This is a genomic window from Bdellovibrio bacteriovorus (genome assembly GCF_048286975.1).
GTDB lineage: Bacteria > Bdellovibrionota > Bdellovibrionia > Bdellovibrionales > Bdellovibrionaceae > Bdellovibrio > Bdellovibrio bacteriovorus_H.
The window spans coordinates 181701-194775 of sequence record NZ_JBLVRT010000007.1; the positions used below are offsets into that span (position 1 = coordinate 181701).

At 49.3% G+C, this 13075-nt stretch carries 11 protein-coding genes and 1 rRNA gene; 3 read left to right on the plus strand and 9 right to left on the minus strand.

The features are described from left to right. Window positions 1–4 precede the first annotated feature (4 nt). Window positions 5–3160, minus strand: coding sequence for a tail fiber domain-containing protein (locus tag ACNQKP_RS17250; protein WP_417866391.1), 3156 nt, complete (start codon window positions 3158–3160; stop codon window positions 5–7). Between the two features lie 245 nt (window positions 3161–3405). Between ACNQKP_RS17250 and ACNQKP_RS17255 the strand changes: the two genes are divergently transcribed. Then, entirely contained in the window at window positions 3406–4512 is a 1107-nt protein-coding gene (locus ACNQKP_RS17255; RefSeq protein WP_417866393.1) for an OmpA family protein, read from the plus strand. A gap of 54 nt (window positions 4513–4566) precedes the next feature. Here the strand turns inward: ACNQKP_RS17255 and ACNQKP_RS17260 are convergent, their stop codons facing one another. From ACNQKP_RS17260 to ACNQKP_RS17290, 7 genes are all read right to left on the minus strand, one after another. Beyond that, entirely contained in the window at window positions 4567–4875 is a 309-nt protein-coding gene (locus tag ACNQKP_RS17260) for a hypothetical protein (RefSeq protein WP_417866395.1), read from the minus strand. After that, window positions 4872–5360: an RNA polymerase sigma factor gene (locus ACNQKP_RS17265; RefSeq protein WP_417866397.1), complete on the minus strand. Its 489-nt coding sequence runs from the start codon at window positions 5358–5360 to the stop codon at window positions 4872–4874. The genes ACNQKP_RS17260 and ACNQKP_RS17265 overlap by 4 nt, the downstream gene beginning before the upstream one ends. Before the next feature lie 8 nt (window positions 5361–5368). After that, window positions 5369–5803: a Spy/CpxP family protein refolding chaperone gene (locus tag ACNQKP_RS17270; protein ID WP_417866399.1), complete on the minus strand. Its 435-nt coding sequence runs from the start codon at window positions 5801–5803 to the stop codon at window positions 5369–5371. A 77-nt stretch (window positions 5804–5880) separates the two neighbouring features. Next, window positions 5881–6501 carry a pyroglutamyl-peptidase I gene (locus ACNQKP_RS17275; RefSeq protein ID WP_417866401.1) on the minus strand — a complete coding sequence of 207 codons (621 nt, stop codon included), beginning with the start codon at window positions 6499–6501 and terminating at the stop codon, window positions 5881–5883. 18 nt (window positions 6502–6519) lie between these two features. Then, entirely contained in the window at window positions 6520–8256 is a 1737-nt protein-coding gene (locus tag ACNQKP_RS17280; RefSeq protein WP_417866403.1) for an alpha/beta hydrolase family protein, read from the minus strand. A gap of 345 nt (window positions 8257–8601) precedes the next feature. Further along, window positions 8602–9285, minus strand: coding sequence for a FliG C-terminal domain-containing protein (locus ACNQKP_RS17285; RefSeq protein WP_015090015.1), 684 nt, complete (start codon window positions 9283–9285; stop codon window positions 8602–8604). A gap of 282 nt (window positions 9286–9567) precedes the next feature. Further along, entirely contained in the window at window positions 9568–10698 is a 1131-nt protein-coding gene (locus ACNQKP_RS17290) for a hypothetical protein (protein ID WP_417866405.1), read from the minus strand. 320 nt (window positions 10699–11018) lie between these two features. Between ACNQKP_RS17290 and ACNQKP_RS17295 the strand changes: the two genes are divergently transcribed. Together ACNQKP_RS17295 and ACNQKP_RS17300 are read left to right on the plus strand one after the other, a co-directional pair. Beyond that, window positions 11019–11573: a hypothetical protein gene (locus ACNQKP_RS17295; protein ID WP_417866407.1), complete on the plus strand. Its 555-nt coding sequence runs from the start codon at window positions 11019–11021 to the stop codon at window positions 11571–11573. Between the two features lie 165 nt (window positions 11574–11738). Continuing rightward, complete coding sequence (locus ACNQKP_RS17300; RefSeq protein ID WP_417866409.1) at window positions 11739–12752, plus strand: alpha/beta fold hydrolase; 1014 nt, start codon at window positions 11739–11741, stop codon at window positions 12750–12752. Window positions 12753–12891: 139 nt separating this feature from the next. Here the strand turns inward: ACNQKP_RS17300 and rrf are convergent. Further along, window positions 12892–13008, minus strand: a 5S ribosomal RNA gene (gene rrf / locus ACNQKP_RS17305). Between the last annotated feature and the right edge of the window lie 67 nt (window positions 13009–13075).

Consider the following 13075-nt stretch of genomic DNA (forward strand, 5'->3'; position numbering starts at 1 on the left):
AATGCTATTTGATACCCAAACGGGTTTTGATCAATTCCAGATCGGCGGCCTGTTGCTGCAACTGCTTTTTAAGTTCTTCATTCTCTTTACGCACGGATTCATTTTCCTGACGCAGAATCATGATCTGTCCATACAGTTCCTGAACCGCGTTCACCGTAGCCCAATGAATCGGATCGACATTCAATTCCAGATAGCCGTCCGCGCGAGTCTTCACAGCATCCGGGATCACTTGTTGAACTTCCTGGGCCACAAACCCTGTCATTGGAACATCAGAAGGAAGTCTTAGAGCATTGTCTTTTTTGTAATTGTAGCGAATGGTTCGCAGTTTAAGGATTTCGTTCAGACCATATTCATAGTTGCCGTGAATGTCCTTCAAGCGACGATCCGAAGCATTCGTCCAGGCCGTCCCCGTACTCAATCCCGCAGTCCCAACAACGTGCAGCTTATAAGACGGAGTCGTAGCTCCGATCCCCACGTTTCCATTCTTATCGATAGTCATGTGATTGGCGCTGCCAGTGACCGAGGTATCCGTCGCCCCCACCGCCGATGAAGTCGCAAAATACATGCTTCCTGTCGTCGGGGAATAACCGATGGCCCCGGCATACGCACTGCCACCACCATATCCGGCATAACGTTGGGTGCCGTTATGATAACTGTTAAAGAAGTGAACCAAATCACCTCCGGTATGGAAAATATGGCCTTTGTTGATTTCCAGCGGCTGGCGCGGAGTTCCCGGCCCAATACCAACATAGCCATTCGTATTCACCTTCAGGGCTTCCGTAGCGCCGATCCACATTCCGATCTGTTGGTTGGCGTAAAGATTCAAGCCACCTGTATCTGTACCCGCAACGACAGTCGTTCGAGGTTTGGAGGCGGCAGTATATCCCATGCCTGAATAGTTGCTCCCTTGGTGGGACATATACCCGTAACGGGCTCCCGTCGCCGCTGTTCCCAAAAGGAACAAAGCACGGGAGTTGGCACTGGTATCATCGGTATTCAGCAGGTAATGGGAAACATCCCCGTCGCCAGCTCCATCCACATGAAGCTTCGCAATCGGGTTGATTGTTCCAATCCCCACAAGGCCTTGTGGATTCACTGTCATTCGGGTCTGCCTTACCGTACCGCCGATAGCCGTGGTCCCAAAGTCGATGGAGGTTCCGTGCGCAGTCGCCGTAAAATCTTCAGCAGCAAGTATTTGAATGGCCCCGGAGTTATTGGAAAAGTTGGTGCCATCATAAGCGCCCAGTCCGTAAAGCCCCATCAGGCGGTCTCCGGTTTGAACAGCCAGACGAGAGGCATCTGTTCCGCGGGATTTATAGAAAGCGATCTCTGCGCCATTATTGGAATTGGAAATCCGTGATGCCAGAATAGTTCCACTTCCGTTACTATTCACATGCAACGGGGCGGACGGTGACGTCGTATTAACCCCGACATTTCCGTCCCGATCAATCACAAGTCGATACTGGTTGTTGGTCTTCAGGGCCAGGCCAAAATAATCATTGGTTCCAATGAAGGCATCCTGACCAAAAGAGTTTCCGTCCTTAATAAACACATCCGTCAAACCATACCCCGCCGCCGTCGTCGGATTGGTCGCCGCCGTCACGCGGCCATAGGTATCCACCGTCACAGATTTATAAGTGCCTGCCCCCACTCCACTGGTGGGAAGATCTGAAGCCGCAATGGTGCGGAAAGACGGAGTCCCATTGCCCCCGTTCGGTGCCGCCAGGAATGTTTTTGCCGTCTGCGATCCAAAGTTTGAAGCCGACACAACGATATTTGAACACGTCATCGTATCGGCCAAAGAAGACCACGTCAGAGTCTGGGAAGACGTACAGCTTGTTGCCGGAAACATCGTATTGGTGGCAGTAACCGAGGAACGAATATCCGCCAAAGACAGATAGGCCGGTACGTAGGTTGAAGTCCCATCATAACGAAGAACCTGGCCTGCTGCCGTCGGCGCCGTTGCGCTGATCGCTTTTCCACGAAGACCGACCACTGAGGCCGCCCCGGTGTTGGCCAAAGAAAGATCTCCACTGATCGCCACACCGGTTGCAACATTGGATCCGTTCCCCACAAATACTTGCGCAGAAGTCAGGGTCGTTCCCAGTTTGCTGCTATCACTCAACGTCTGACACAGGAATTTGCCAACGCCCGATGACCAGTACATAGTCTGCCCCGCCGTGCATCCGGCATCCGCCACGGCAGTATTGAAAGAGCTCTGGGTGACATACCCGCTCAGTGTCGCCGCCAAGCCCGTGACATCGCCGGTCGCGATTGCAGAAGATGTCCATTGAGCCCCGTTGTATTTCAGAAAGTTCCCGCTGGTCGGAGCCGCAGAAGCAACAGCAACGCCCTGGAGTTTAGCCACCGTCGGGCTGGGATAGTTGCCGCTCAGGTCACCCGAGGCACTGCCCGTGGGAATACGCGCATCCGACAGGCGTGAATCATTCCCCGCAGCGACTGTGTTTGCGGCCGTGCCCACATTCAATGTCAAAGTCGGGGTTGAAGTTCCATTCACCACCGTCAAGTAAGCGTTGCCAGAGGTCACATCTGTCACAGTGCCACCGCTGGCCCCTGCCACCGCTGCACATGAAAAATTGGTTCCGTTATAGCTGAGGAATGTTCCCGCTCCGCAGGTTGGCAAAACAGACTTCAGCACGAAGTCAGCCGCGGTGTTGCTGCCAAGCTTTGCGGCGGAATAAGAATAACCCGCATAAGGCACAGAGCGAACCTCAGAATCAGGGGAAATCAGTTTCCAGCCCGAGCCATCATGAAACTGCACGCGCAGCCGGCGGATCTCATCAAAGGCCGGAGTGTAAATGGCCCCACCATCGCAGGTGAAGCTGGTTCCGGAGTTCTGAAAGGCATCCAAAAGTTTGAATGTCGGCGCCGCCGGATACCCTTTGGTTCCATTACCGATGGGAACATCAAACACCCCACCGGAATTTGCCAGATTGATGCCGTTGACTTGTTCCCGATAAATGACACACAACCCATCAGGACTTGTGATTTCAAAATTGAAGCTGACGTTGTTGTATTCCAGTGGAGTTCCATCAGCCTTCAGAATGCGCCCCTGATAAGTCAGAGAATTTGGGGCTGCTGTCACGAATTGGGACAACAGAAAGAAGACGAAGAAAAGTGACGTTCCGTGGTTCTTCATTCCATATATATCGGAATTCTTTTAACCCTTATTTAACTGAATTAGTGAAGTAACCCTCACCTCTCTGCGTCAGGTCTCATATACGCGAACTTAACAATGTATGACACGTTAGTAAGAAAACACCCGACTTTTAGTAGAATGGTTTTTATTTATCTCAACAAAGAACACCCTCTCAGACCTCCTAAAAATTGACCCATTCCCTATAAGGTCAATACTGAAGACGTTCTACAAAAAAGGAGAAGACTATGAAAACAATCATTCTAACAGCTTTGCTTAGTGTCGGTCTGACGGCACAGGCCAACCAAGACTCAGCGACGACGAGTGCATTGGAATTTTCCAAAGAGGAGGCTCAAACGACTCCCCGAGGAGTTCTTCCCTTCTTGGGATTGGGCGGTGGTTACACTGGCTATGAAACCAATGGCGCAACTGAAGGGACACCTTCAACAATCAAACTGCTGGGATCCCTGTATCTGGAAAGCCCCTGGGTCATGGACCTCGGTTACGGTGTAAACAATCAACAATTCAGTCAGTCCACCGGCACATCCAATGAAACTGCTATTACTGATGGCGCTTTGGAATTTGCAGCCCGCTGGGTCTCTGACAATCGCTGGCAGTTCGGGGTCGTCGGAAATCAACTGTTCAACCAAGGTGAAAACTACACCGCGGATCAAGCCGACGCGCAATTCGTGGGCTTGCAACTCTTAAAAGAGTTCAACATGAGCCCAAGCTGGCTGGCCCGTCTGGGGGTTCGTGCCCAGGCCCTTACAAACAACACTGAACAGCAGGTCGGCATGTACATGGTGGATCTGCAAATTGGCTGGAACCCTGGCGCTTATAAAACATCCGTCAGATCCACCGCTGCAGCAGAGCCCACTGTGATGGAAGAAGTCCAAGAGGACATCACCTATCAAGAACGAGTGGAACCAGCTCGTCCAGTGGCCGCAGTTGAAGCCGGATCCGCTTTGAAAGACGTGAACATGAACATGATTGCCGGTGCTGGCAGCGCGATTCAATTCCGTTCTTCCCAATATGCGATCTCCGGAGCTGACAATCGCAAACTTCAACAAGTCGCCAAAGTTCTGAATGAAAATCCAGACTTGGTTGAAAGAGTTGAAATTCACGGTTACGCCGACGCCACAGGCACTGAAGAGGTCAATCAAAGAATCTCTCAAGCCCGCGCGGACTCTGTGAAAAACATCCTGGAAAGAAACGGCTTCACGAATGTTGAAGCAATGGGTAAAGGAGCAACTGATTCTACAGGCATCCGAGCACAAGACCGTCGTGCAGAACTGGTCTTTGTCGGTGTGAAAGATGAAGAAGCTTTGAAACGCGCTCTTTCCACTATCCGCTAGAAAGAACTGAAAACTGAAAGATCCAAAAACGCGAGCCCGATGGGTTCGCGTTTTTTATTCTCCATTGAACATGATGGCCATATCCTGATCAAAGTCAGAATCGACTTCCTTAGAGAACTCACTCCATTCCTGGAAAAGATAGTCCTCTTCCGCCCCTGCCACCACTGCTGGCTTCTGGGTTTTCACTGTGATAACCAAAGCCAGAGTCGCCGCAATCGCAGGCACAAGAACCCACCACACCCGTTGACGACGATGTTTACGATCCTCAATGTGACGCCAAATCCGGGAGGACTCTCCCAAAGGGGCGTCCGGCACCGGGGCCGCATTGTCTTTAAGGAAGTTTTTGAATGAACCATCACTCATAGACTCACTCCTTTCTTCTCCAGCAACTCGCTCATCTTCTGACGAGCGAGGCTTAAACGGGATTTTACTGTTCCCTCAGGAATTTCCAATGCCAGGGCGATGTCTTTCAAGGATTGATCCTCCAGATAAAAAAGCACCACCACCGCCCGCATATCCACATCCAGTGTGCTCAAAGCCAGATCCACCAGCTCGCGGTTGGAAAGATTCTTTTCCAGACTTTCTTCCACCTGTTCGGGACTGACTTCTTCCTTGCGCCCCGCCTTGCGCAGATGATCGACGGCACTGTTATAGGCAATCCGGTACAGCCACGTCGACGCTTCACTTTCTGCCCGGAACTTTGCACGGTGTTCCCAGGCTTTCATGAAGGACTCTTGAGTCAAATCACTCAAGGCAGACTCACCAACCAAGCGAAACAGAAGGCCCCGCACTTTGTGTGCATGGGCCTCATAGAACTTCGCAAAGTCAGCGGCGTCAGAAAAACTCACAAAAGCGCCTACTCCTCAGATCCTTTGGACCCATGGCTGAATAATTTGGCTCGCTGTTCTTCCGTCAAAACATCTCGGGCTGACAGCAATGTCTCCAAACGAGTCTTGGACAACTGCTGCTTCTTTTCCAGCATGCTTTGATAAGCGGCCGTCACCGCCTCTTTGGAGGCATTACTGCGCAGGGCCTCCTTGAAGGCTTTGCGGGCCGTTCTCATATCCTCACGGCATTTTTGTTTTTCTGCCTTGGCGGCCTCACGAATGGCCTTGAGTTTGTCTTTTTGTTCCTCGGTCAGATTCAGCTCTTTCATCTTCTTGGGGCTGAAATGACTTTCCAGGGCGATCTCATCATTCTTGTGATGATCACGCCCCTCTGAACGAGCCCAGGCATTTGTAGACATCATTGTCGCGACGAGGGCTCCTGCCAAAACCAGATTAAACTTCATGGTTTCCTCCTGTTTTGAATCTTTAGACGACGGCGTCTGCCACCAGGTTCAAAAATTATTATCTAGGATCCTAACGATCAGGATCGTTCTAAAATCGATCCTATAATCGTTTTAACGGCCTTTAACATGGTCTCCAGCTCCATAAAGGCTGGACGTTCCTCTTTGCCCTCGGCCTGCTCCGGAAGATAAGGGACATGAATAAAGCAGGCTACAGTCGCGGGTGAAGAGCCCAGGACCTGCAAAGTTTTAAAGTAAACATTGTTGCAGACATATCCGCCCGCACTCAGCGAAATCTCCACCGGGATCTGATGCTCTTTCAAAAGCTGCATCCACTGTTCAACGGGGGCCGTTGTGAAAAGCGCCGAGGGTGCCTCCGGGGAAATGCTTCCGCGCACCGGCGTGCTGCCATCTTCGTCGGGTTTTTCGGTTTCATTCCAATTCAGGCCCACACGCTCAAGGCAGATGTTCTTGCGACCACCGGCCTGTCCCAGCATCAGAACAACGTCATAAGTTTGCATGGCCATTGCCGCGGCAACAAGCCTTGGGGCCTTTTCAAAAGACACTGGCAGCAGCAGCGTGTGCACCTGATCATTAAACGTCAAATCCCTCTTGATGTTTTCAAGAAGGATTTGGCTGGGATTGATGGGTTCGCCCAGAAATGGTTCAAACCCTGTAAGAAGAATCTTTTTATTGTTCATTATTCGAAGTGGCTTCCCCTATTCGAAGTGGCTTCGCCATGTCATATAGAAATCACTGCTATATGTACCATTCAGCGGATGGCCTTTGATACGGAATTCCACTTTCGTGTTGAATTCACGGGTCAAGGCCTGCGCTTCAGCATCGGTGCGAGGCACGCGAGCACCCAATTTGCTCAATGATGAAATTGGCACCCAGAACTCACGCGTGCTGGTGCAAGTTCCACTGCCGGACCATGGGCCCTTTTCAGCGCACTCACTCCCCCCATTCCAATTGAACAGACGGAAGACAACTTTGGCCTGGTTGGAATTGGAATAGAAGTGCCAGCTCTGGCCGATGTGTTCATACTGCGAGCCCAGCTTCTTGAATCCAAAGGTCCAAGGCATCTCTTGCTTGGTATTGTATGTGTCCACAAACTCCGGACTGTGAGTCAGAACAAACGTACGCAAAACCGCTGCAGAAGCCTGAGCTCCATAGGAGGAGGAGAATCCACAATGGTTGCCGTATTTCAAATTCAACACACCCACGTTCGCAGACTTTTCATACAAATCATCATGCTCCATCACTTCCGCATTGATGCGGTTGTTCACGACAGAGTCATCTTTGGAAGCCCATACCATCAAAGGTGTTTTGACTTCCTCTTTCCAGTTCCAGAAGTTGTTACTTTTAAAGAAGGCTGGTGTCGTACTGGCAATTCCACGGCGCTGCAAAGATGTTGAAGCCAATGAGCCAATATAATCTGCCATGTCCTTGCGGTTCGATGGAATGTGATTGTCCGTGATCAGATCCGGCACGTCGGTGACATAGTTTCGAGCCTCTTTGAAGTGCTCTTTCGTCATTTTCGCAAACGCCCGGCCCACCACTTGCGTGCCATACAAATGATCCAGCGTCGGACGAAGACTGATCACCGGGCAAATTGCCGTTACAGAGTTATAAACCTTACGACCATTTGGCAAAAGATACTTGTCGTTGAATGCGGCCCCCATAACGGCGGCATTACCTCCAAGACTGATACCCATCAAATGCAGGCTGGAGATACGGTCTTTGTGTTCCCACTTTTCCATCATCCATTTGCCGACTTCAATGGCCTCGTAACCTTCAGACCAACCGCCCAGAGTCACGCGCTTATTGTAATAGATATAGTCCATGCCCGTCTGGTTCGCCAAAAGTAAAACGTTGAACGGAGACTGGTCAAACAAGTGCATCAGATAGCTTTTCATCGAAGCTGACTGAGAAGCCGAGCAGAACACCCCGCACTTCACAATCACCAGTGGACGCGGACGTGCATCCTGTTTCAATGCCAAAACCCCTGGAACACGGGTGCCATCAGGAAGTTTAACCATAAACTCTTTCACCTGAGGGTGCGAGAAGAATGGATACTGGAATTTGGAGAATTTCAAAAGCCCCAGCAGGCCTGTCCAGGATTTCTGCGTCAGTTCGCCTGAACATTTAGCAAAGTAAGCGCGCGCCACATTATAGTACTGGGCGGTGCTAAGCTTCTTGCCAATGATACTGTCTTCAAAACGACGCGGATCACAGGATGGAGTGATTTCTTTGGTGCTCAAGCCATCCGGAATTTCTTCGAACATTCCTTTTGCAGTTGGAACGTCCTGACCGGCTTCTTTCGCCAACTCCTGATAGAATTGTGTTTCCAGATCGACTTTCGGCGCATCGGCCAAAGACTGGGCCTGAGCTGAAAAAGTCAAAGATGATGCAATACCAATCCCAACAAACATGCTGAAAATCTGCAGCGACATTTTACTACCTCACGTACTTCGAAAGGCTTATCGGGGGCGGTTTTTAGCGAGTTTAGAGAAAATTCAGATTGTCTAAACCCTCGACAAAATAACGGGAAATCCAGACCAAGGACGACCACGAGTTTCCATGAAAGCACCACCGCGGTTTTGCAAAATTCAGGCGCAAACTGTTTCAATATGAAATGATGAAAAGAAAGATAGGATTGATTGATTGATTGATTGATTGATTGATTGATTGATTGGCCAAATTTGCGAAAGAGGTTGACCCAACCTCTTTGTCTATTCCCAAAAAGAAAAACCCCATCAAAAAAGATGGGGTTTCCAAATGCTGTTCAATGACGAAGACTAAGCGATCTTTTTAATCTGCGACAACTTGTCCTTAAGAACCGAGTTCTCATGCTTCAAAGCATTCACTTCGGAAGCCAGCTGATTCACCTTGCGCTTCAGGAACTCATTTTCCTGCTGGGACGCCGGATCCGAATCCCCCACAATATTGGGCTTCGAATCTTTCTTAGCCACAGGTTCAGAATCAAATGTCGGTGTCGCGAAAGCATTCACACTGAGCATCTCTTCGATGTTCTCAGGGATGTGCAGTTCAGGATCCACCTTTTCCAGACGGATGATACCCTGGGAAACAAACCCACGAACCTCTGAAAGCATCTTGGAAATACAGGTCGACTTTTCAGCCGCTGTCGGAGCGGACTCCGCCATCATGTCAGTGATTTTACGTTTTGAAATTGGCGGCAGACAAGCCAGCAACTGATCCACTTGTTCTTGAGGATTGCCATGAAGGGCATTGGCCAGCGTCAACGGCTGCACTCGGGAGAAAATCTCCACCAGATACTGCCCGTCCCAGCTGTACACCCGTGTGATGGTCAGGATGCGTTTACGAAGTGCTTCTTCCCAAGCCGGGCTTTCGCCACCGATCAGGCCCAGGAACTGCTCACGCTTTGCTGCTGGTGATGTCTCCAACAGCTGTAGAAGTTGAAAGAAGCCGCCCTTTTTTTTGTATCTGTCTAACATGCCCATGGGTAAATTATCGGATGTGTAATGCAGGACTAAAGGACATCTGGAGGCTATTTTTAACATCAAAAAAGTTTTATTCCACGATGGAACATCACCCATTCGTAGTGACAAAAAGTTAGTCAAAAAAACAAACTTCCCGTCTCGCTTTGAGAAGAGTTCTTTTGTAACTGAAGCCACCCCAATCAGTGACAGCATAGACCTCCAACTAAAGATCAATGCCCCTGAAAATAAAAAAGGCAAAGCCGTGAAGCTTTGCCTTTGCCATAACGCTCTGAAAATTGATTTTTAATCCAGAGATTCACACTTGTAGGACATGCTTACGCTTGTGCCCGGGGACAAGTACTGATTGAACTTCAAAGTTTTACCAACCAAACTATAACCCACTGGAGAACCGGACACAGTCACAATCAGATCCTGAGGATTAGAACAGTTCAACATGATGTCCTTGATACGGTCCGTGATCTTGGAACGAATCTGTCCCAGCTGGGAAGTATAGTCGTTGGAACAGATGTCTGCAGCCATACCCCAACCATTGTTTGTGAAGGACAGATACACATTCCCGATACTGCCCGTCACCAGACCGTTGGTTGGAGAATAGTTATCCAGAGTCTGACTGTTTTGCTGAGCAAGACAGTTATTATCTTTCACCACGATCGCATGCACACTTAAAGAGTTGAACTTGTCAGCGCCCAAACTGCTTTTTACGTTATTGATCAGATAGTTTGGCTGATCCATCTGATCCAGAACATAACCACCGTTACCGTACAAACCGGATCTTTCATCTTCGTCCGCCAGGAAGATCACTGCCAAGTGAGCATCGCTGCGAATGAAGCTGGAAGGATTGTTTTTAACAACCAGATTTGCGGCGTAAACACCACGCTCATCGCCTGACGGACAGTTCTGAGCATAAGCCTGGGAGTAAGCTGAGGACTCAATAGAAGCCAGGTTGCCTCCGTTGTTGCGGATCCAGTTGGCAATAAACTTCTCACAAGCCAGGGTTTCAGGTCTTTGAATGGTGCTGTTGAACAAACTCATGCGGTTGCTGTGGCTCGGGGTAATATAAGGATTGCCACCGAAAGAAACCAAACTGCCAGCATCGGATCTTGCCACATCTGTGGTCGTCATCGCGATACGATAGTCGATTTTCTGGTTGTCCAGATCAGCAATAAAGTTTTGGAATCGAGGCGCCAGCCTTGCCTGTTCAAATGACATGGAGGCAGAGTTGTCATTTACTATAAGGATGTCGACCTTACCGCGGCCCGCAGTCTGGGAATAATTGAATGCGTATTTGCCATTCTCGACCACACAGCCTGAGTCTTTACATTTGCTGTCGTCCAAAGAGAACTTCACCGGGGAACATCCCACGTAAAGCCCTACAAAGAAGGAAATGGCAGCCATTCTGGTAAGTGTTTTCATAGACACACCTCTCTCAACCTCCATACATCCAAGGTCAGTGCCAATGCCGGGTGTTTTTTACAAATATATGATTTTACAGAGCTTTCACTGTTTCATTCTGACCCTCTGGCACCCTCGCCCCTGTCGATCTCTTGGACAGGAGCCCCCGAAAGACACTTTTTTGTCTGCAATTTCAGAGGCTTATAAACTTCCGGTCACCTAGGCCGAAGGAGCGATTTTGGTCCCGGGGGCGAAAGCCTTTGAGGCTAGGGTCATTCTTTCCAATAATAAAGGGGCTGGCCCTTGCCGGGCCAAAGCTGCACATCATTGGGAGCATCTGCATGATCACAAAACTACTGGGCACCTTCATCATCCTGGCCGCTTTTACGATTGGTTACATTGTCCTGAAGGACGACCTGGGACTAAGCACCACAAAGAAGCCCAACGACAAACAAGCCGACACCTGTGTTCAGCTAACTCCGGCTCAACAGCTGTCCAAAATGATCAATGATGATTTCCAGAACCTGGCGGCGAACGGCGAACTGCCTGCAGAATGGTCCAACATCGCAACAGTTGAGCTGCGCATGAACTCGGTATTGGCAAAAACAATCCTGGGTAAAGAACGCCCGAACATCCAAAGAGTCAAAGAAGGCGCCAACTATCTGGAACTGGAGATCGTGGATCTGCCCGACGACGAAAACCCAGGCATCATCATTCAAGCAAGTTTGTTCGATATTAAATCCAAAAACAAAATCTTCGAAATCGGTCGTACTTATACGATGAATGACCTGAATCGTGTCGCTCCACCGCAGCCTGAAGAACCAGCGAAATCGGATACTTCCGCAAAACCGACTGCTCCACCAGCGCCAAATGCCCCAGCTGAAGGCACAAAATAAGTATCAAAATAGTTTTCCGACAAATGAACCGAATTACTGCCTGACCGTCTAAAGAACTCAGGCAGTATTAGAACCACTGATCTGATTTTTTAACTTCGGCCTCGAATAAAAAAGCAACTCCCAGCTTGTCGTCGCAACTTCGAGACCCACAGCAAAGGAGATCACATGAAAAACGCCCTGATACTCTCGACCCTGCTAATGACCACCGCCTGTGCAAGCACCAGCACAAAGCCAGCAAGCGAAATCAAATCAGCCAAAGGCTTCGATTCAGTATTGTCGACCTATCAATATCCATTCCCAGTGCACTACTATAATTTCAAATCCCAAGGCCAGGACTTGAAGATGGCGTACATGGATGTCGGGCCCACCAAGGAAAGTAACAAGGGCACCATCGTTCTGCTGCACGGAAAGAACTTTCCCGGCGCTTACTTCGAAACCCTGATTAACTCCCTGACGGCCGAAGGATTCCGAGTGATTGTTCCGGATCAGATTGGTTTCGGCAAATCGACGAAGCCCGCCTACTACCAATATAGCTTCCACGCTTTAGGGCAAAACACTCAGAATCTTTTGAAGTCATTGAATATAGAAAAATACAAGCTGTTGGGGCATTCAATGGGTGGTATGGTCGCCAGCCGCATGAGTCTGATGTTCCCGGATTCAATCACTCAGCTTTTCCTGGTGAATCCGATCGGTCTTGAAGACTGGAAAACCATGACCTCCTACCGTCCGGTCGAAGATGGTTTCCGCGGAGAACTGGCAAGCTCTCCCGAAAAGATCAAACAATACCAATTAGACAGTTACTATGATGGCAAATGGAAACCGGAATATGACAAGTGGCTTGAAATTCCAACCGGCTGGATCCTGGGACCTGACTATTCAGTGATTGCCTGGAATGCAGCTCTGACTTCCGATATGGTATTTACTCAGCCCGTGATTTATGAATTCAAAAACATCAAAGCACCGACTGTCCTGATCATTGGTCAAAGAGATCGCACTGCCATCGGTAAAGCCTGGGCCCCGGAAGAGAGCAAAAAGAAGATGGGCAACTATCCGGTGCTAGGCAGACAAGCCACCCGCCTGATTCCAAAATCAAAATTAGAAGAACTCAACGGCCTGGGGCATATGCCTTTCATCGAGGACTACAATGCATTCTGGTCCGTTATGAAAAAGCACCTTTAATAGTTCAACGACTCTTTAAAACGACATCTCCACAAACGAAAAAAGCCCGGTTCTTGCCGGGCTTTTCTTTTATCTACTAGCAGATTTTGGACACAAAAAAACCCGGATTACTTTCGTAACCCGGGTTCAAGTAAAATAGAGCTGGCGTCGTGCTACTCTCCCACATGGTCGCCCATGCAATACCATCGCCGCAAGAGGACTTAACTTCTGAGTTCGGAATGGGATCAGGTGTGGCCCCTCTGCTATAAACACCAGCAAAGCGTTTATTAATCAAAGTGGTTAGCTTCTTACACTAACCTTTTCGTTCTTTGCAACTTACTTCC